Origin of the sequence: Leuconostoc miyukkimchii (genome assembly GCF_019656055.1) — a bacterium.
In the GTDB taxonomy this organism is placed as follows: Bacteria; Bacillota; Bacilli; order Lactobacillales; family Lactobacillaceae; genus Leuconostoc; species Leuconostoc miyukkimchii.
In genome coordinates this window covers 166717-186327 of the sequence record NZ_BPKY01000007.1, presented here as the reverse complement: position 1 = coordinate 186327, position 19611 = coordinate 166717, and the positions used below count along the sequence as shown (strand labels likewise).

Genomic DNA, 19611 nt, shown 5'->3' with positions numbered 1-19611 from the left:
GGACGCTTAGCTCAGCTGGGAGAGCACCTGCCTTACAAGCAGGGGGTCACAGGTTCGATCCCTGTAGCGTCCATTGGTCGCATGGTCTAGTTGGTTAGGACGCCTGCCTGTCACGCAGGAGATCGCGGGTTCGAGCCCCGCTGTGACCGCTAATTACTGACAGACATGAACAAGCCAGTGTTATCGTGAGGTGCGACTCCTCACCATGTTATTTCAGCGTTAGCTGATTTTATTTATGATTGTAGGGATATAGTTAAACGGTAGAATAGCGGTCTCCAAAACCGTTGATGTGGGTTCGATTCCCTCTATCCCTGCCATGGCGGTAGTGGTGAAGTGGTTAACACACTGGTTTGTGGATCCAGCATACGAGGGTTCGATCCCCTTCTACCGCCCTATAAGCCTTAGTGCTTTGTATTAGCCGTTGTGGCGGAATTGGCAGACGCGCTGGACTCAAAATCCAGTGGTGGCAACACCGTGTGGGTTCGACTCCCACCGACGGCATTAAAAAGTTGTAGTATCTATTAGATACTACAACTTTTTTAGTACTGATTAAATATGCATTACATTAATATGGTGTACTATGAATAATGTTATTTACCAATTATGCCAAAAAAATAACCTGTTAGGCTATTTATATTGATTTAACTCTTCATTCATCTTACAATTTTTTTATTAACTAAATTAATAGGAGAATTTCTTATGAAGAATCAATCATTTACAACTTTATTGTGCTTTTTAATGGTGAAAGGTATACATTTAAATTTAAACGAACTATTAAATTCTAAAGTTGTTAATCAAGTGGATAATCAGTTTGGTGAATGAGATACATTTTGATACAATAGAGACATGATAATTGGAATTGGAAATGATACGGAATCAATAAGTCGTGTTGGCGATATTGCAGAACGTAAAGTTAATTTTATTAACACTATTTTGACTGAAACAGAGCGTAAGCAAGCTGCCAAACGTAAAGGTAAGCACTATAATGAATTTATAGCTGGACGTTTTTCAGCCAAAGAAGCTTTTTCAAAAGCTACAGGATATGGTATTGGTGAACAAGTTCATTGGCATGATATAGAAATTTTAAACGCAACTAATGGACGCCCAATCATGCGTGTGAAAAATTTCGTTTATAAAACTCATGTAGCAATTACACATAGTGGTGATAGAGTTAACACGGTAGTAATTATTGAACGTTTAACAATCTTAGAACGTTTGAGCTTAAAATTTTTTCCAAAACGTGGGGTTTTATGATGATAGAAAAAAACGACGTTTTAATGACGAGACCGTCTTGGATTGAAGTTGATTTAAAAGCGATTAATTACAATGCTCAGCTAATTATGAGACATGCTGGTGCTAATCGTTTAATTGCTGTTGTAAAAGCGAATGCTTATGGGCATGGTGCAGTTGCAGTGACGAAGTCTTTATATGATATTGGTGTACGTGATTTTGCAGTGGCGACAATTGATGAAGGTATTGTTTTACGGAAGCACTTGCCAAAAAATAATGTTAATATTATATTATTAGGCGTTCAAGATGTTAGTCATGTTAGATTAATGCTCACACATCGTCTTTCTCCAGCCGTTGGGGAACTTGAGTGGTTACAAGAAGCCGAGCAATTGATTGATGATGGTGAAATACTAGATATACAATTAGCTGTTGATACTGGTATGGGGCGTATGGGTGCACATTCGGAAACGGCTGTACAAGCCATGTATGATAAAATTTTATCATCTACTAAACTGAATTTGAGTGGTATATTTACCCACTTTGCTACAGCTGATGATGAGAATCAAAATTATTATGATGAGCAGATTGATAACTTTTATAAGTGGGTACAATCAGCAAACATTCCAAAATCTTATTGGCATTTAGCCAATTCTGGATCAGCTTTATGGCATTATCATCAAATCAATACAGATACAATACGTGTTGGATCTGTCCTGTATGGGTATAATCCCGGTGCCCCAGATCTACCAATGCCAATAATAACTAAAAACGTATTATCACTTAAATCACGTATTGGAGCGGTGCACAAATTGCAAGTTGGGGAGTCACTCAGTTATGGTGCGACTTATACAGCCCAGTATTCGCAGTGGGTTGCAACGTTACCAATCGGGTATGCTGATGGTTACCTAAGGCGCATGACAGGGATGAAGGTATTAGTTGGTGGACAAGAAGAACATGTAATAGGACGTATAACGATGGATCAGCTGGTTATTACATTAGACAGGCAGTATCCTGTTGGTACAATTGTGACATTAATTGGGCGTGATGGTGATAAAGAAATTACCTTGGAAAATTTTGCAGACTATGCACATACAATTCCGCATGAAATTTTAACGTCATTTGGTCAAAGATTATCAAGAATTTATAAATAAAAGCGCCAAGGCGCGTACATAATAAGTGAGAAGTTTATGAAAGAAGAATATCCGACAGTGATGCGTGGTGATGTGTTTTATGCAGATCTGAAACAGGGCATTGGTTCAGAGCAATCTGGTGTTCGACCAGTATTAATTATTCAAAATGATGTTGGTAATGCTAACTCACCAACAACTATAGTTGCTGCAATCACTTCACAAATATCAAAACCAAAATTACCAACTCATGTTTTGTTGCCTGCCCATATGGGTGGCATTAAACGTGACTCGGTAATTTTGGGTGAACAAGTGCGAACAATTGACAAACGTCGCTTACGCGATAAAATTGCTCATATTAGTGGCAGTTCACAGGAAATGCAACAAGTAGCTCATGCATTACGTATTAGTGTTGGATTGAAATAAAATACTAATACGTAATATAAATATGCAATTACTTGACGAAAACAAGAAATTCTAGTATTATTAGCTATATCTTAGAGGAATAAGCAAATACATGTATAGAGAGCTGATGTTGCTGGGAATCAGTCATGTTAATGCCCAAGGTTGCTAAGTGTTAAAATATGAATAAATAAAGTGGCTAATGATATTTTTTACAATATTATCATTAGCAATGCAGGTGGTACCACGGTGAAAATCGTCCTAAATATAATTTTAGGACGATTTTTTAGTACGACCACAACAAAGGAGAATGATATGCGCGACATTGATATGTCAACAAAGTATGAACCAACATCTGTTGAGGCAGGGCGTTATGATAATTGGCAAGAAAAGAAGCTATTTTCACCAGAATCAAATCAAGCCATACAAGGTAATGAACCTGAGTCTTATGCAATTGTTATTCCACCTCCGAATGTTACAGGAAAGCTACATTTAGGTCATGCATGGGATACGACATTGCAAGATATGATCATTCGACAAAAGAAGATGCAAGGTTTAGACGTTTTGTGGTTACCAGGCATGGATCATGCTGGTATTGCAACACAAGCTAAAGTTGAACAACGACTACGCGAAACAGGCGTTTCACGTTACGATTTAGGTCGTGAAAAGTTTGTTGAGCAAGTTTGGGATTGGAAAAATGAATATGCAACAACCATTAAAAAACAATGGGGAAAAATGGGATTGTCGTTGGATTTCGACCGTGAGCGCTTTACATTAGATGAAGGATTGAATAAAGCAGTCAATAAGGTATTTATTGATCTTTATAAAAAAGAGTTGATTTATCGTGGTGAGTACATTATTAATTGGGACCCACAGGCACGAACGGCATTATCAGACATTGAAGTGATTTACCAAGATGATGAAGGTGCATTTTATCATGTAAAATATCCATTCACTGATGGGACAACCTTTGAGGGAAAAGATTATATTGAAATTGCGACAACACGTCCTGAAACAATGTTTGGCGATGTGGCAGTGGCAGTTCATCCAAGCGATGAACGATATAAGCATTTGATTGGTAAAACGATTATGGTACCACTTGTTGGTCGTGAAGTTCCAATTATTGCTGATGAATATGTGGAAAAAGATTTTGGTACGGGAATGGTTAAGATTACACCTGCCCATGATCCAAATGATTTTCAAGTTGGAAATAGACACAATCTTGAAAGAATCAACACGATGACAGATGACGGTCATTTAAATGAATTAGCTGGTCCGTACAGTGGTATGGATCGTTTTGAAGGTCGAAAGGCAATTGTCACCGACCTTGAGAACGGTGACTTTATGTTAAATATCGAACCAGTTGTTCATTCTGTTGGTCATTCTGAACGTACTGGGGTGCCAGTTGAATCACGTTTGTCAACACAATGGTTTGTCAAGATGGCACCATTGGCCGAACAAGCATTGAACATGCAAAAAAATCCTGATGAGAAGGTTGAGTTTGTTCCTGCACGATTTGAGGATACCTTCACACGTTGGATGGAAAATATTCGTGATTGGGTTATTTCACGCCAATTATGGTGGGGTCATCAGATTCCTGCCTGGTATAAGAACAAAGGTACTGATGCAGAAGAAATTTATGTTGGCACTGATGCACCCGCAGGTGATGGTTGGGAACGTGACCCAGATGTTTTGGATACCTGGTTCTCATCTGCGTTGTGGCCATTTTCAACAATGGGTTGGCCAGAAAAAACGGATGGCGACTTTGCGCGATATTATCCTACAAATACTTTAGTAACTGGATATGATATTATTTTCTTCTGGGTTGCTCGTATGATGTTTCAAGGTAAGGAATTTACAGGACAAAGGCCATTTAAAAATGTCTTGATTCATGGCTTGATTCGTGACGGTGAAGGTCGTAAAATGTCCAAATCGTTGGGAAATGGTGTTGATCCAATGGATGTTATTGAAAAGTACGGTGCTGACGCATTGCGTTGGTTCCTAGCCACGGGATCAACACCTGGTCAAGACGTTCGTTTTACATATGATAAGATGGATGCAGCATGGAATTTTATTAACAAAATTTGGAATGCATCGCGCTATGTTATTATGAATTTAGATGACAACACACCATCGACTTTGCCAGATTTGGACAAATTGTCATTAGGTGATAAATGGATTTTGTCACGTTTAAACACAACAGTTGATAAAGTAACACGCAATTTTGATAAATTTGAATTTGGTGAAGCTGGTCGTGAGCTGTATAATTTCATTTGGTCTGATTTTGCAGATTGGTACATTGAAATGACAAAGGAAACATTAGGTGGTAATGCTGACAAGGCACCTGTTCAACAAACATTAGCTTATGTGTTGGATCAGACATTACGACTTTTGCAACCAATTATGCCATTTGTTACTGAGGCAATATGGCAAGAAATGCCGGATCAGGTCGGACATAATGCTGATTTTTCTGTTACACGTTATCCTGTGACACATGAAGAATTAACGAATAAGTCTGCTGAAGTGGCATTTAAGTCGTTACAGGATTTGATTGTAGCTGTAAGAAATATTCGTTCAGAGGCGAATGCACCGATGTCCACAGAGATTGACTTACTTATTAAAACATCGGACAGTAACCTCATTGCTATTTTTAATGATAATATTGATTATATTAACCGTTTTGTTCATCCAAAATCATTACAAATTTCAGAAAATATTAATGTACCTAACTTAGCAATGTCACAAGTCATTACTGGTGCTGAAATATATGTACCTTTAGCAGAATTGATTAATATTGATGAAGAGATTGATCGTCTTTCAAATGATGTTAAAAAATTTACTAACGAAGTGAAGCGTGCAGAAGGCAAGTTAGGAAATGATAAATTTGTGAACTCGGCACCAGAACAAGTTGTTATTAATGAAAAACAAAAATTAGCAGATTGGCAAGCTAAGTTAGTTGCAACACAAAAGCGTCTTGGTGATTTACAAGCAGAAAATAACGTTTAAATAATGATGAAAAAACATGACTGAATGCTATACAACTAATCTTAATCATCCAAATAATTATGTTTTAACACAAGTACCAGATATAGATGTTGAAACAATGTGGGCATTGCAAACGATGGCTAAGTCAAATAATAAAGGGCTTATTGCAAAAGTAAGTGATCCAATTACATTTGGTTTTCTGGAAGATAACGGTTTTAAATTAGTTTCAACGACAGCTATTACTAAAATGAACATACGTGATTATGTCGGAGATCCAGTTGTTACTGTCAATGAATTAGAATCAGACTTGAAACAAGAGCTATTAATATTATTGCGTGATCATTATGAACGAATTCATCGTGTTAATCCAGCTTCTCAAAAAATAAATTACACAAGTTTGACATTTGAAAATAAGCAATTTGACAGTGAGCATAGTATTGTTCGCTTGTCACAGCAACACATTGTTGCTGCAATTTTAATTTTTAAAGATAATAGGGACTTTCAAGTTGGTTGGAGCTTTGGAGATGATGTATCCGAATTATTAATGCTGTGGCGTGATTTGTTAGGTATACTACCCGTTGGTAATGTATTACATGCTGACTTTGACGATACAGATGTCATAGCAACGGTTGTTTATGATGCTTTTGTTTGGCGTAAAATTAGCACTGAGTATACGCTTCTTTGGCAGTCTATCTAAAAGAGCTTGCGTAATGCTTCAAATCCGCTACAATAAAATAAGTATAAATATTAATTTATCTGTTTATGTCAAATGATAAAAGTGAGTTTGAAAGTATATTTATTTGAAGCTAAGCTAACGCGTTTAGAAGGGGAAAAACATATGCCCGGAAGTAAAATATTGGCAAGTGCGCACTATGTACCCAGTGATGTGGTAACTAATGCTGATTTGTCAAAGATTATGGATACTAATGATGAGTGGATACAAGCACACACCGGTATTCAAACAAGACATATATCTTTAAAAGGTGACAACACCAGTGATTTAGCGACAAAGGCTGCTAAATTAGCTCTAGCCAGAGCTCAAGTAGAACCTAAAGATATTGATCTGATTATTGTCACTACTTTTACACCTGATGGACTTGCGCCATCAACTGCTGCTTTAGTCCAGCGTAATTTAAAGGCTGACAATGCTTGGGCTTATGATATCATGACTGCCTGTGCTGGATTTGTGTTTGGTGTTAGTACCGCTGATAAGTTTATTAGATCTGGTATCTATAAAAATGCATTGGTGATTGCTGCTGAAGTAAATTCTAAGATGATGGATTTTTCGGATCGGACAAGTACTGTATTTTTTGGGGATGGTGCAGGAGCTGTTGTTATGACTGCAGATAATTTAGGCGGTACAGTGGTAGCGGAACAGATGCATACAATTGGCAATGCTGATGTTGTTCATTCTGGTCGTATCGCGCCAATTACAGAATTATCAGCAGATAATTATCCTCAAATAGATGCTTTTGCGCAGGTAGGGCGTGATGTTTTTGATGAAGTCACGGAACTCATACCAGGCCATATTAATGATTTTTTAGCACTGAATGATTTGAAGCCAAGTGATATAGACTACTTCATACCGCATCAAGCTAATCTGAGGTTAATTGAATACATTGCAAATGCATTGCAAGAACCCATTGCTAAGTTTTCAACAAATGTTATACGTAATGGTAATACATCATCAGCTGGTATAGCTATTGGTTTTGATGAATTAATGAATGCTGTTAATCTTAGTGGAAAGAAAGTCTTATTAACCGGATTTGGTGCGGGATTTACCTATGGTAGCATCTTGTTAAAACTTTAGAAACATTTTTTCAGAGTGTAATAGTTGCAGAAATAAGTGAAATAAACAGTACAATTCTGTTTATTTCACTTTTTTGTTTCAAAAAACGTATGAGTCATAGTTAGGACTTGAAAGCTAAAAATATAAACACTTATAAGTATGTCATATAAATGAAATATTGTTATAAAACTGAAAAGTTGAAACAACGTATATGTTATACAAGGTAGATATACTAGAGAATGTTCTTAAGATTTGTATAACAACAGGTCTAAAAATTAATAATCATAATAAAATTTAAATATTTGGAGCTTATATTAATGAGTAATAACTTAAAGAAAACATTATTGGCAACCGTAGCCGGTGTTGCCACCCTAGTTGGTGGACATGCAGCTGTTTCAGCTGATACGGTTGAAGTTGAATCAGGAGATACTCTAAGTGGTATCGCACATGAAAATAATACAACAACTGAAAATTTGGTAAAGGCAAATAACATCTCGAACCAAGATTTGATTATTGCTGGTCAAAAATTGACAGTTTCTGCACCAACAACAGTTTCAGTAGATGGTACGACATATACTGTACAAGCTGGTGATACATTGTCAAAAATTGCGCAACAAACTGGTATCAATGTTGCAGAGTTGGCTAATTTGAACAGTTTATCAGATAATAATTATGTGGTTGTTGGACAACAGCTATCATTAAAACAAGATAATACAGTAGCTGCTGTGCCAACAGTTACTGCATCAGAGGCAAATACTCAAGCGCCTGCTGAAAAGTTATCATATGTTGCAGCTGCTGATACAAATAAAGATAGTTTTATGTCAGTAAATGAGTATAATGCTTTCAAGGCGAATGGTGAGAAAACAGTGACGCAAGAAACTGTATCTGTACCTCAAAATGTTAGCTATATTGCAGGTGCTGATACAAATAAAGACGGATTCATGTCAGCAACTGAGTATAATACTTATAAAACAAATGGTGGAGATACTAGTACCACTGCTGCTCAAGCACCACAAGCAGTCACACCTACTACCGAAAATGTTCAGTATATAGCTGCCGCTGATACAAATAAAGATGGTTATATGACTGCTAGTGAATATGCAAATTATCAAGCAAATGGTGGACAAAACCAAGCACCAGCACAAACACAGGTAGCTGCACCTAGCGCACCTGTAAATCAAGTGACACAAGTATCAACAGCTTCTGCAGCACCAACGCAAGTATCAACTGCTGCATCATCAGATGTACAAACATTAGTTAATTCGTTGAATGCAAAGCGTGCCGCCTTAGGTTTGGCACCTGTAACACTAGATGCAGGTTTGTCAGCACAAGCACAATCACGTGCTCAAAATGCTGCTGCTAATGGTGGTATACCAACAAACCATTTTTCAACAAATGGCGAAGTTGTTGCTGTTGGTTTTTCGACGGGTTCAGTTATTGATGCTTGGTTCAATGAAACAAACATGATGACGCCGAATGGGCAACCAGGACATCGTATGTGGGTTGCTAATGCACGTGCCTCTTCTGTTGGTTTCGGTATTGTTGGTGGTGTTATTGTTGGCGAGTCCAACATTGGGCAGTTCTAATATTGTATATCTATGACAGGTAATTGGCTAAATATTGCACTTGCGCAGTTGGGGAAGACTTATCCTTCCTCAGGTGCGTTTGTTGCGTTCGTTTTAAACACAGCAAATATTAAAGCAGATATTCAAACGGGACACTGGTCTTCTAACTTGATAGATCTTGTGCAAGATGTTTATGATTTAACAACAATAGAGAATATGCGTACTGGCGATTTACTTTTTTGGGGCTTACCGGAACAACCATATAGTGTGGCCATTTACCTCGGTGGTGGTCAATTTATTGCAAGAACCGAAAGTGAAGCGAAAATCAAAATACAAACAGTCAATCAAAATTGGTATCCAACATTTGTAGGAACAATTCTTTGAAATGTTTTTGATATAGTAGTGTCTTCAAAATGTAATTTCTTTGAATAAAACTCGGTTTTTGTAACACAATTGGTATTTTGATAACAAAGTGAAAAAATTATAAAACATGAATGTTATTCTAATTTGATACACTTATAAATGTTGAGGCGAACTCAAAATAAATTTTACTTAAAAATTCTATCACTTAACTATAAGGAGTAACACTATTATGAAATCATCTACTATTATTAAATCTGCTCTTGCTGCCGGAACATTTGCTGTTGCTGGTGTTGCTTCTGTATCTGCTGATACAATTACTGTTAAATCCGGTGATACACTTAACAAGATAGCTGCTGCTAATGGCACAACTGTTGCCGAATTAGCTCAAGCTAATGGTATTACAAATACTAACTTAATCTTTATTGGACAACAACTTAAGACGCAAGGATCTAGTACACCTGCAACTCAAGCTGTTGCACCAACTGCAACACCCAATAATGCGACAGGTACTTATTCTGTTAAAGCGGGTGACACACTTTATCGTATTGCTGCATCAAATGGTGTATCAATTGCTGATTTAGTTGCTGCAAATAATATTCAAAATGTTAACTATATTTCAGTTGGTCAAGTATTAAAGTTATCAGGAAATGCTACACAACCTGCAACCAGTACTGCTCCAGTGGCACAACAAGCTGCGCCTGCAGCAAATCCAGCGCCAGCAACCACTACACCGGCTCCAGCAAAGCAAGCTGTTGTTCCTACATCAAATAATACACCTGCACCTGTTGCAAATTCAGCAGCACAGGCATTAGTTGATTCATTGAATTCAAAGCGTGCAGCGTTAGGTTTGAATCCTGTAACATTAGATGCTGGATTGTCAGCACGGGCACAAGCACGAGCACAAAATGCCGTTGCTAATGGTGGTTTACCAACAAATCACTTCCAAACTAATGGTGAAGTTGTTGCAATTGGTTGGGGAATTGGCCAAGTTATTAATGCATGGTACAATGAAACAAATATGATAACAACTGGAACACCTGGTCACCGTTTGTGGGTTGCAAATGCTCGCGCAACTTCAGTTGGATTTGGTATTGTTGGTGGTACTATTGTTGCCGAGTCAAATGTCGGACAATATTAATAATTTATAAAACGTCCTTCGGGCGTTTTTTTATTTTGTATAATAGTAGATAGAGGAAACTAATGTCATGACGTTATATTTTACTGAATTATCTGCAGAAGAATATGCACAGTTTGAGTCTCAGCATATTTTGGGAACATATACACAATCAATTGAGCAGTACAATTTACTTATCAAACGTAATCACACACCGTATTTACTTGGTGTAAAAGATGATAATGTCATAGTCGCTGCTTCACTAGTAATGACTGAAATGACACGATTAGGATCTGTGTTTTTGTTTGATCGTGGGCCATTAATAGATTTTAGTAATACCGTGTTGTTATCTTTTTTTATTCGAGAAGTGCGCAAATTTGCACGTAAGCATGGCGTACTTTATATGCAATGGGAACCAAACATCACTTATGCCAAAACAGATGATAAAGGTAATTTAATAGAAAATTCAAACGATGCTTTCTTGGCAGCAATGAAATTACATGGGCTTGAACATCAACCCTTTGAGTTTGGTATGTCAACAACTGGATCACCAAGTTGGGAGTATGTCAAAAATTTGTCAGATTTAAATGATTTGACTGACATTCGAAAATCTTATGGTAAAAATGTACAATATTATCTTAAAAAAAATCAACAGTTTGGCATTAAGCTACGACAATTATCTCGAGAAGATCTGCCTGAGTTTAAAAATTTAACACAAAAAACAGCAGATCGATTGCACTATCATGATAAAGATTTATCGTTTTATGAACTTTTGTATGATACCTATGGTGATAATGCAAAATTTGTTTTTGCTGAATTAAATTTTGAAACGTATATTACCTCAGAAAATCAAAAAATTGACGCGCTGAATCAAAAATTACTTAACATTCAAAATAAAATTAATAAGTATCCAAATCAAGAGAAATTCAAACGCCAATTTAATGAATTTGATGATCAGAAACAGCATCATATTAAGCGTGTTAACAGTGCTGAGGAGCAAATGGCTGCAGCTGGTAAAAAAATTGTAGTTGTTGCTGGGGCGCTATTTATTCAGCAACCACAAGAAATGACATATCTCTATTCTGGCACGTATGAAATGTATAAGGATTATTACGGACCATATCAAATTCAAGATGCAATGATTCAACAAGCGGTATCTAGTGGTATAAAGTCATATAATTTTTATGGTATTTCTGGACGTTTTGATGGATCGGATGGCGTACTCGGTTTTAAAACAGCATTTGAGGGTGAAGCACGCCAATTAGTTGGCAGTTTTATATTACCAATTCAACCGATTAAATATAAAGTTTATCGACTTTTGAAAAAAGTCATTGGCAGAAAGTAAATAAGCTTTTCTAGACATCATTTTGATAAAGTGCAATTTTGAAATGGTGTATTAGCTATATATTATTTGATTGAAACGTAGTATCCCGTTTAATTTTTAATGGTATAATATTTAATATTGAACAGGAGTAATCATGGATAACCAAGATATGAGTCGTGCTAAACGACGCGAGCAAACCCCAAAAACGCCAAAAGTACCGCGTAAATCGCGAAAATTATGGCGTTGGATCGTTTTAATAATTGTTGTAGTTGTCGCTGCTGGCGGTATTATTTTTGCTAGAGCATTGCATAATGTACATAAATCTGTAGATACTATGCAACGTAGTGCAAATGTTACCAAAGCCCGTGATGTACGACAAGTTGTGAAAGAGGGCAAACCTTTTTCTGTACTAGTTTTGGGTACAGATACTGGTGCATTGTCGCGAGACCGGACTGGTTTAACAGACTCTATGATGTTAATTACAATCAATCCTAAATCGAAAACAACGACAATGATGTCCATTCCACGTGATATTATGATGGCTATTTCAGGTGCTGAAAATACATTCCCCCAAAAATTAAACGCAGCATTTCCTATTGCTGGTGTGGGCGCTACAATGATGACGCTACAAAATTATTTAAATGTACCAATTGATTTTTATGTTTTGGCTAACATGGGTGGGTTAGAGAAGTTGATTGATCAAGTTGGCGGTGTCAAAGTTGCATCGCCACTGACGTTCACATATACTCCTGATGAAGATCAATCGCCGGCAACATATAAATTTGTTAAGGACCAAGAAGCATTTCAATACGCAAAAGATGGCAAAAACTTCAAAAAGTTTGAAACAATGAATGGTAATGCGGCACTATCGTTTTCACGTATGCGTTATGATGACCCTCAAGGAGATTACGGACGACAACTTCGACAACGGTTAGTTTTAAAAGCGTTACTTAAGAAATCAGCGAGTGTATCCACGCTTTTCAATTCGAAATTTATGGCGTCAATATCCAAAAATGTTGAAACGGATTTAAGTTATAATGATATGGTAAATGTCGTTAAAAAGTATATGTCTGCTGCAAAGGGACAAAATGCTGATTATTTACATGGAGTTGGCGATATGTATGATGGGATAAGCTATCAAATGGTCCCAGAAACAGAAAAGCAACGTGTGACAAATAAATTACGACAATCATTAGATTTATCAAACAAAAAAACTGGGACACAATTTGGTGGTCCAGTACCGTCAGAATTTTATGGTATTGCGGAAACTAATTTAAATACAATTAATGAAACTTTAGATCCACAATAGTCACAGTTTGTTTTGCAAAAAAGCCAATTACTTTTTAATTGGCTTTTTGTATGAAGTGGATAGCATATGAGTCAATATTAATGCGGATGACTTTGTTGACCTAAATAATAAAAAAGCGTTCGAATTCAATTTCTTGAGTTCGAACGCTTCATACTTTGTGTAAAAGGTATACCATCAAACCATAAATAACCACGGTAGTAACTTTCCATAGCTAATATTTGTGATAGGGATGTAAAAGGTAATATGAATTTTAACCACAACATATCGGTTGTAAAAAAGGGCACACTCATCATGGCTGCCGTAACAGCATAAATTACGAGTCGACCACGTAATCGTAATTTACGATTAAAAACAGCTTCGTCAACATATTTTATATAATAACGGTTTTGTTGGAGCCAATTTTCGAGACGTTGTGATGATTTTGACCACAAAATAGCAGTTAAAACATAAAAACCCGTGGTTGGTAATCCAGGGATCCAGATTGCGATAGTACCAATTGTGAAAGTTATGAGACCAAGTAGCGTGTAAAATATTTTCATAACCATATTGTAACATGTTTAAATGCCCGTGTAGGGGCTTTTTTTGATATACTGTAAGTAATAAATAATGCCTAGGATGACAACATGAGCTATTTAGCAATTGTCGATCTCGGTAGTAATTCTGCTCGTATGGTAGTGGAAGAATTACACGATGACGGCACATACACGGAGATAGTCCGTGAAAAACAAGATACACGCATTGCACAAAACATGGGACCAGAGCGTATTTTAAAAGAAGAACCCATGGATCGTACAATTGCGGCGTTAAAATATTTTCAAACGAAGTACGCTGAATTTGAACCAGAAGTGCGGGCGATTACCACTGCTGCTGTGCGAATGGCTCACAATCAGAGTGCGTTCTTATCACGAGTGGAATCAGAAACAGGTATCGTATTTCAGGTATTAACGGGCACTGAAGAAGCATACTATGACTATCTGGGTGTCGTTGCTACGCTACCAGTTACCAATGCGGTCATTTTAGATACCGGTGGTGCATCGGTTGAAGTCATTGTTGTAAAAGAAGGTAAAAATATTGCTGCTGCAAGTCTACCATTTGGAGCAGTAACTTTATCAGAACGATTCAACTTAGCAAATGATATCAATCAACATGATATTCATTTAGCATGTGAAAGTATTTCAGAACAGTTTCGGACGCTATCTTGGTTATCAGAACAAAGAAATTTGCCAGTCATATTACTTGGTGGTGCAAACCGTTCATTAGCTCGTATGGGAAGAACATCTCTTGGAGAATCAGTGGTGAACAACTTTCATGGATTTAATATGACAGCTGCAGGCGTAACTACTATCTTTGACAAAATTCGATATATGACACGATCTGAACGTGAAAACATTGCTGGGCTAGAGGTGTCACGTGCAGATATTATCATTAGTGGTTTGCTGCCCCTATTAAATTTAATGGCGCATATTCATGCACCAAAAGTTATTTTTTCAGAAAGCGGTGTACGTGAAGGCTTAATTGCTGAAACGATAAAAAACAATGGCTAAAAAATATTATGAACTATCCCCAGATGAACGTCTGGCGTTATTGCAATTATCTGATCAAGATAAGAGTGCCTGGCATGATAATCAAAGTGACAATAATACTCAAATCGTTGAAAATTATATTACTGATTTTCGTCTACCTATGGGCATATTGCAAGATATTATTGTCAACGGTCACCAAGTTTCAGTTCCAATGGCTATTGAGGAGCCAAGTGTTATTGCTGCAGCAAATAATGGGGCAAAAATGCTAAATGCTGGTGGTGGTGTTCAAGTTGTTTTACCAAAACGTTCAGCGTTAACAGGACAACTATTATTCACTAATATTGATTTTGATACAATTAACCAATTTGTTTTGACACATCAAAAAATATTGTTTGAGTGTGCTAAACAGTCAAAACCATCAATATACAAACGCGGTGGTGGATTACTTTCAGTTGTGACACGAAGAATTACTGATTCTGATGTCAGTGTTGATTTTACCATTGATACAAAGGATGCGATGGGAGCTAATATTGTTAATACCATTTTAGAAGCAGAAACTACTATTTTTTCTGATTTTAAGAATCAATTTATTGGTGCAATATTAAGCAATTACGCAATCGATCAATTGGTGACGGTTACTGGACGTGTACCATTTGCAAATGTTGGGGGTCAACAAGTTGCTGAGAAGATTGTGTCACTCAGTAAATTTTCTAAACATGATATATATCGCGCGACAACAGAAAATAAAGGGTTATTTAATGGTTTGAGTGCAGTTGTCATGGCAACCGGAAATGATTGGCGTGCTGTTGAAGCAAGCGGGCACGCATATGCTAGTCATAATGGACAATATCAATCATTGACAACATGGTCGATTAAAAATGACTATCTCCAAGGTGAGTTAACTTTACCAATATCTGTTGGCACAGTAGGTGGTGCTATTTCAGCAATGCCACAGGCCCAAAGGGCATTGCGCATGATGGCTGTGGAAACAGCGGATCAACTACGGGGGATTATTTTAGCAGTTGGATTGGCACAAAATTTAGCAGCATTGAAGGCGATTGTTGCTGGTGGCATTCAACAAGGACACATGAAAATGCAATATCGTGCACTAGCTATACAGGTTGGTGCAACGATTGCAGAAGTACAAACACTTGTTACAAAGTTGCGGGCATTGAAACAAGTAGATACAGAAATTGCGAAAAAAATATTAATGGAGATGAGAGATGAATCCAAAAATTAAAACGTTGTTAGATGCCGTAAATGAGGTTTATCCAGGAACTGTCATGACTCGTGCATCAGGTGATGCTACTGGTGAATTACATATTGATCGTATGACACAAGAAGTATTAGGGAGTCGTCTGCTTATTGCCTTAGATGATAGAACTGAATCTGATTTCTTGTTTGGTAATGAATTATTAAAGATATTACTAACGCTAAATGGTGTGGTACCGCAGGTCTTTTTTGCATTGACGTTTAAAAATGACGAATTAGACCAACAGTTGATTCAAATTGCAACACGAATGCATCGAACAGTGGTACATGCAATTACTTATCATGAGTTAGAGAAACAAGAAATCATAACATCAGAAACAAGATTGGCTTATTTAGCAGGTGTTAAATCTGAATTAACACCTGAGAATGGTGAATTAGACGATGAAAGCTTATGGCGTCTTTTAATGATCCTTGATGCATTGATATTTGCTGATGCAAGTGGGGCTGATTTTGCTGAATTAGGGACGTTGTATCCGTTGGCATACACAGCAGCCAAAAAACTAGTAGCACCAATTTTAGCTGCTGATTTGACACAACCAAGACACATTCGACGTCAAATAACTATGCTGTTTACTGGTGTTGATGAAGTATTAACAGCGTGGGGCAAGCCAACGGTTAATGCAAAAGAATATGTGACATTAACGAGTGTCCTTTCTAAACGTCAATTAGATTTACCAGTAAGTCAGGTATTTACTATTTATCATTCTGAAATGACAGATTTTCAAACACAAAAAACAGCATATGTAGGATTAGGACAAGTAGATTCTCAAAATAGTTTTGTCATTACCAAGCCAGATGATCAAGATTCAGCGGACTTTTTTAAAGCACTGTATCGTATGAAAGTGAGTGATTTATTTAAACAACTTGCTTTACCATATATTCACCGTGTTTAAAAGAAAGCGTTCAAAAATGATTGTCACAGCAGAGATTCAACAGCAATTTAATTTAGCCAAGAATATTGTTTTTATGACTGGCGCTGGTATTTCGACACCTTCTGGTATACCTGATTATCGCTCAAAGAATGGCATATACAACGGTATTAACCTACGGCCAGAATATTTATTATCGGCAACTGCTTTTCACAATGAACCAGAGAAACAATATCAATTTATGATTGATAACATGTACTTTCCTGACGCATTACCAAATGTTATTCATGAAAAAATGGCCAAGTTAACACAAAATCAGAAAGCAAAAATTATTACACAAAATGTTGATGATTTACATGTGAAGGCAAACACAATTTCTGAGCGCTTAATTCAATTTCATGGTAACTTGTACGATGTTTACGCCCCAAGTGATCATCAAAAAGCTGCTGTATCAGATTATTTAAAAAGTATGCGACGCTCAGATGGTGAATTGTTGCGACCACGTATTACATTTTATGAAGAAACACCATTTGAGGTGAATAAATCTGTTAGTTGGGTGCATGAGGCTGATTTAATTGTGATTGTTGGTACAAGTTTTCAAGTATATCCATTTGCTGGTTTATTAAATTATGCTCAAAAAGACGCCACAATAATGTCAATTAACCTTGAACTGATTGAAACACCGTTTGAGATTAATCAAATTATCGGGGATGCTACGACTTTTTTTAATGAATTACAAGTATGAGAATAAAAAGCACTTAAGCAATCAGGTTTCTAAGATAATAACGTTTGTAGTTGTTATCTTTTTTAATGTATTATTTTTTATATGATTGTAAAATATTTTGGTTAGTTGGGTAGTTATGTATTTGGAAATGGAATCATTCTAACATAAGACATAAGTATAGCCATTAAGAAAAGGATATGATAATATAAACCTATATTGAGAATTATCATCTAGTTGTGTCAGCCAAGAAGCAACCAGATGATAGTTCATCAATTAAAAAATAAAAAATGTTTCGACGCACTTATTTCGACTGTAGATTTTAAACGCGCCGTTTTTGCGTGCTTGAAAGTTTTTTGGCTGAAGCATTCTAAATTTAAAAGTTTACACTCGAGATAATGTCGATAGCATTAGGAGAGTACGAACAATGATAAAAGTCCGAGATATGACGGTGGCCTACAGTGGATCACCAATATTTACGAACCTATCAATCACGTTTGAACCTGGAAAAATTACTGGTATTATCGGACCAAACGGTGCCGGTAAGTCGACCATGATTAAGGGTTTACTGGGGTTGATTCATAAACAAGGTGGAGAGATCACCTTGCATGATAAACCAGTATCTAAGCAATTGAAAAATATTGCTTATGTTGAACAACGTGCTGCACTTGATTTGACGTTTCCAATCAATGTGTTTGATACAGTTATGACAGGAACATACCCCAACTTGGGATTGTTTAATATTCCTGGTACAAAAGAAAAAGAAGCAACAAGCCAGGCGCTTGCTGATGTTAACTTGTCAGAATTTTCGCAACGTCAAATTGGTGAGCTTTCCGGTGGGCAATTGCAACGTGTCTTTGTGGCACGAGCAATTGTTCAAAAAGCAGATGTTATTATTTTAGATGAGCCATTTGTTGGTATTGATATGAAATCCGAGGCGGAAATTATGTCAATTCTAAAACGGTGGCAAGCAGAAGGCAAGACAATTATTGTTGTCCATCATGACCTCAACAAGGTGACCAAGTATTTCGACAACTTGGTGATCATTAATCGTGGCATTGTTGCTTCAGGCACAACGACAGAAGTCTTTACAAAAGAAAATATTACAAAGGCCTTTAGTGGTGATCTGTCAACGATATTATTCTCAGATAAGGAGCCAGAAAATGCGTAGTATTGGATTGTTTATTGATGGTCTTATGCAATATAATTTCTTACAAACAGCACTAATTACCTCAATCTTAGTAGGAATTATGTCCGGCATCATTGGATCATTTATTATTTTAAGAGGTATGTCATTAATGGGAGATGCCATTTCCCATGCCGTGTTACCAGGAGTTGCTGTGGCATATATATTAGGCATTAATTTACTGGTAGGTGCCTCAATATTTGGAATTTTAGCATCGTTACTTATTGGTTTAGTGACAATGAAATCAAAACTAAAAAATGATACAGCAATTGGTATCGTGTTTTCTGCATTTTTTGCACTCGGATTTATTTTGATTTCACTAGCTGAATCAGCAACGAATTTGCACCATATCTTATTTGGTAATGTATTGGCAGTTTCAGATAGTGATTTAGTAACTACAGCAATTGTACTAGCGGTTGTTTTGATTTTTGTTGTAACTTTTTATAAAGAATTATTAATTACATCCTTTGATAATACATTTGCAAAAGCATACGGTTTGAAAACACAGGTTATGCATTATTCACTAATGCTTGTGTTGACGCTTGTGACGGTAACGGCCTTGCAAACAGTAGGTATCATATTAATTGTGGCGATGCTAATTACACCTGCTGCAACAGCCTATTTACTCACCAATAGGTTGTCACACATGATGATTGTTGCGGCAATTTTCTCTGTTATTTCATCAGTTATTGGCTTGTATTTAAGCTTTACCTTTAACTGGGCATCAGGTCCAGCTATTGTTCTAACAGCTGCAATTTTCTTTAGTGTGGCTTTCTTATTTTCACCAAAACAAGGCATTATTTTCAAGAAAAAAATAAGCTAATTCGCGTTT

19 protein-coding genes and 5 tRNA genes are annotated in these 19611 nt (G+C 36.7%); 23 read left to right on the top strand and 1 reads right to left on the bottom strand.

The annotated features are described in order from the left end of the window. From K5Q13_RS08510 to K5Q13_RS08435, 17 genes are all read left to right on the top strand, one after another. Positions 1-73 (top strand) — tRNA-Val (locus K5Q13_RS08510). A 2-nt stretch (positions 74-75) separates the two neighbouring features. Then, positions 76-149, top strand: a tRNA-Asp gene (locus K5Q13_RS08505). 94 nt (positions 150-243) lie between these two features. Beyond that, positions 244-317, top strand: a tRNA-Trp gene (locus K5Q13_RS08500). A 2-nt stretch (positions 318-319) separates the two neighbouring features. After that, positions 320-392: transfer RNA gene (locus K5Q13_RS08495), tRNA-His, on the top strand. 25 nt (positions 393-417) lie between these two features. Beyond that, positions 418-501: transfer RNA gene (locus tag K5Q13_RS08490), tRNA-Leu, on the top strand. Positions 502-699: 198 nt separating this feature from the next. Then, positions 700-822, top strand: coding sequence for a hypothetical protein (locus K5Q13_RS09650; protein WP_281420545.1), 123 nt, complete (start codon positions 700-702; stop codon positions 820-822). Between the two features lie 24 nt (positions 823-846). After that, positions 847-1254 (top strand): holo-ACP synthase, encoded by a 408-nt coding sequence (gene acpS, locus K5Q13_RS08485; RefSeq protein ID WP_220741254.1) that lies wholly within the window; start codon positions 847-849, stop codon positions 1252-1254. Further along, positions 1254-2381 carry an alanine racemase gene (alr, locus tag K5Q13_RS08480; protein ID WP_220741253.1) on the top strand — a complete coding sequence of 376 codons (1128 nt, stop codon included), beginning with the start codon at positions 1254-1256 and terminating at the stop codon, positions 2379-2381. The genes acpS and alr overlap by 1 nt, the downstream gene beginning before the upstream one ends. A gap of 36 nt (positions 2382-2417) precedes the next feature. After that, positions 2418-2783, top strand: a complete 366-nt coding sequence (locus tag K5Q13_RS08475) for a type II toxin-antitoxin system PemK/MazF family toxin (protein WP_220741252.1) — start codon at positions 2418-2420, stop codon at positions 2781-2783. Between the two features lie 291 nt (positions 2784-3074). After that, positions 3075-5765, top strand: a complete 2691-nt coding sequence (locus K5Q13_RS08470; RefSeq protein WP_220741251.1) for a valine--tRNA ligase — start codon at positions 3075-3077, stop codon at positions 5763-5765. A 16-nt stretch (positions 5766-5781) separates the two neighbouring features. After that, the gene (locus K5Q13_RS08465; RefSeq protein WP_220741250.1) at positions 5782-6441 is read left to right on the top strand and encodes a hypothetical protein; all 660 of its coding nucleotides are present in this window, start codon (positions 5782-5784) and stop codon (positions 6439-6441) included. Positions 6442-6582: 141 nt separating this feature from the next. Further along, positions 6583-7554: a beta-ketoacyl-ACP synthase III gene (locus K5Q13_RS08460; protein ID WP_220741249.1), complete on the top strand. Its 972-nt coding sequence runs from the start codon at positions 6583-6585 to the stop codon at positions 7552-7554. Between the two features lie 296 nt (positions 7555-7850). Next, on the top strand, positions 7851-9119 hold the full coding sequence (locus K5Q13_RS08455) for a LysM peptidoglycan-binding domain-containing protein (RefSeq protein ID WP_220741248.1): 1269 nt from the start codon (positions 7851-7853) through the stop codon (positions 9117-9119). A gap of 12 nt (positions 9120-9131) precedes the next feature. Further along, a complete protein-coding gene (locus K5Q13_RS08450) occupies positions 9132-9482 on the top strand; it encodes an NlpC/P60 family protein (RefSeq protein ID WP_220741247.1) in 351 nt (116 codons plus the stop codon). A 208-nt stretch (positions 9483-9690) separates the two neighbouring features. After that, positions 9691-10599, top strand: a complete 909-nt coding sequence (locus K5Q13_RS08445; RefSeq protein ID WP_220741246.1) for a CAP domain-containing protein — start codon at positions 9691-9693, stop codon at positions 10597-10599. Between the two features lie 67 nt (positions 10600-10666). Further along, positions 10667-11920 carry an aminoacyltransferase gene (locus K5Q13_RS08440; RefSeq protein WP_220741245.1) on the top strand — a complete coding sequence of 418 codons (1254 nt, stop codon included), beginning with the start codon at positions 10667-10669 and terminating at the stop codon, positions 11918-11920. Between the two features lie 133 nt (positions 11921-12053). Beyond that, positions 12054-13208, top strand: a complete 1155-nt coding sequence (locus tag K5Q13_RS08435; RefSeq protein WP_220741244.1) for an LCP family glycopolymer transferase — start codon at positions 12054-12056, stop codon at positions 13206-13208. A gap of 125 nt (positions 13209-13333) precedes the next feature. Here K5Q13_RS08435 and K5Q13_RS08430 read toward each other — a convergent pair whose 3' ends face one another. Next, a complete protein-coding gene (locus K5Q13_RS08430; RefSeq protein ID WP_220741243.1) occupies positions 13334-13747 on the bottom strand; it encodes a YbaN family protein in 414 nt (137 codons plus the stop codon). An 84-nt stretch (positions 13748-13831) separates the two neighbouring features. On the opposite strand from K5Q13_RS08430, the gene K5Q13_RS08425 reads away from it, so the two are divergent. The 6 genes from K5Q13_RS08425 to K5Q13_RS08400 all read left to right on the top strand — a co-directional run bounded on the left by K5Q13_RS08425 (position 13832) and on the right by K5Q13_RS08400 (position 19602). After that, a complete protein-coding gene (locus tag K5Q13_RS08425) occupies positions 13832-14752 on the top strand; it encodes a Ppx/GppA phosphatase family protein (RefSeq protein WP_220741242.1) in 921 nt (306 codons plus the stop codon). Then, the gene (locus K5Q13_RS08420) at positions 14745-15971 is read left to right on the top strand and encodes a hydroxymethylglutaryl-CoA reductase, degradative (protein ID WP_220741241.1); all 1227 of its coding nucleotides are present in this window, start codon (positions 14745-14747) and stop codon (positions 15969-15971) included. Before K5Q13_RS08425 ends, K5Q13_RS08420 begins: the two co-directional genes overlap by 8 nt. Beyond that, complete coding sequence (locus K5Q13_RS08415) at positions 15955-16896, top strand: nitrate ABC transporter ATPase (protein ID WP_220741240.1); 942 nt, start codon at positions 15955-15957, stop codon at positions 16894-16896. Before K5Q13_RS08420 ends, K5Q13_RS08415 begins: the two co-directional genes overlap by 17 nt. A gap of 16 nt (positions 16897-16912) precedes the next feature. Next, on the top strand, positions 16913-17617 hold the full coding sequence (locus tag K5Q13_RS08410) for an NAD-dependent protein deacylase (protein WP_220741239.1): 705 nt from the start codon (positions 16913-16915) through the stop codon (positions 17615-17617). A 403-nt stretch (positions 17618-18020) separates the two neighbouring features. Further along, entirely contained in the window at positions 18021-18764 is a 744-nt protein-coding gene (locus tag K5Q13_RS08405) for a metal ABC transporter ATP-binding protein (RefSeq protein ID WP_220741238.1), read from the top strand. Continuing rightward, positions 18757-19602 carry a metal ABC transporter permease gene (locus K5Q13_RS08400; RefSeq protein WP_220741237.1) on the top strand — a complete coding sequence of 282 codons (846 nt, stop codon included), beginning with the start codon at positions 18757-18759 and terminating at the stop codon, positions 19600-19602. Before K5Q13_RS08405 ends, K5Q13_RS08400 begins: the two co-directional genes overlap by 8 nt. Positions 19603-19611: the final 9 nt, after the last annotated feature.

What these genes read in the sequence shown, in the direction of transcription:
- K5Q13_RS08425 (WP_220741242.1), top strand. Translation starts at nt 13,832, where the DNA reads ATGAGCTATTTAGCAATTGTCGATCTCGGTAGTAATTCTGCTCGTATG.
- K5Q13_RS08420 (WP_220741241.1), top strand. Translation starts at nt 14,745, where the DNA reads ATGGCTAAAAAATATTATGAACTATCCCCAGATGAACGTCTGGCGTTA.
- K5Q13_RS08415 (WP_220741240.1), top strand. Translation starts at nt 15,955, where the DNA reads ATGAATCCAAAAATTAAAACGTTGTTAGATGCCGTAAATGAGGTTTAT.
- K5Q13_RS08455 (WP_220741248.1), top strand. Translation starts at nt 7,851, where the DNA reads ATGAGTAATAACTTAAAGAAAACATTATTGGCAACCGTAGCCGGTGTT.
- K5Q13_RS08405 (WP_220741238.1), top strand. Translation starts at nt 18,021, where the DNA reads ATGATAAAAGTCCGAGATATGACGGTGGCCTACAGTGGATCACCAATA.
- alr (WP_220741253.1), top strand. Translation starts at nt 1,254, where the DNA reads ATGATAGAAAAAAACGACGTTTTAATGACGAGACCGTCTTGGATTGAA.
- K5Q13_RS09650 (WP_281420545.1), top strand. Translation starts at nt 700, where the DNA reads ATGAAGAATCAATCATTTACAACTTTATTGTGCTTTTTAATGGTGAAA.
- K5Q13_RS08410 (WP_220741239.1), top strand. Translation starts at nt 16,913, where the DNA reads ATGATTGTCACAGCAGAGATTCAACAGCAATTTAATTTAGCCAAGAAT.
- K5Q13_RS08450 (WP_220741247.1), top strand. Translation starts at nt 9,132, where the DNA reads ATGACAGGTAATTGGCTAAATATTGCACTTGCGCAGTTGGGGAAGACT.
- K5Q13_RS08430 (WP_220741243.1), bottom strand. Translation starts at nt 13,747, where the DNA reads ATGAAAATATTTTACACGCTACTTGGTCTCATAACTTTCACAATTGGT.
- K5Q13_RS08465 (WP_220741250.1), top strand. Translation starts at nt 5,782, where the DNA reads ATGACTGAATGCTATACAACTAATCTTAATCATCCAAATAATTATGTT.
- acpS (WP_220741254.1), top strand. Translation starts at nt 847, where the DNA reads ATGATAATTGGAATTGGAAATGATACGGAATCAATAAGTCGTGTTGGC.
- K5Q13_RS08460 (WP_220741249.1), top strand. Translation starts at nt 6,583, where the DNA reads ATGCCCGGAAGTAAAATATTGGCAAGTGCGCACTATGTACCCAGTGAT.
- K5Q13_RS08435 (WP_220741244.1), top strand. Translation starts at nt 12,054, where the DNA reads ATGGATAACCAAGATATGAGTCGTGCTAAACGACGCGAGCAAACCCCA.
- K5Q13_RS08445 (WP_220741246.1), top strand. Translation starts at nt 9,691, where the DNA reads ATGAAATCATCTACTATTATTAAATCTGCTCTTGCTGCCGGAACATTT.
- K5Q13_RS08475 (WP_220741252.1), top strand. Translation starts at nt 2,418, where the DNA reads ATGAAAGAAGAATATCCGACAGTGATGCGTGGTGATGTGTTTTATGCA.
- K5Q13_RS08440 (WP_220741245.1), top strand. Translation starts at nt 10,667, where the DNA reads ATGACGTTATATTTTACTGAATTATCTGCAGAAGAATATGCACAGTTT.
- K5Q13_RS08470 (WP_220741251.1), top strand. Translation starts at nt 3,075, where the DNA reads ATGCGCGACATTGATATGTCAACAAAGTATGAACCAACATCTGTTGAG.
- K5Q13_RS08400 (WP_220741237.1), top strand. Translation starts at nt 18,757, where the DNA reads ATGCGTAGTATTGGATTGTTTATTGATGGTCTTATGCAATATAATTTC.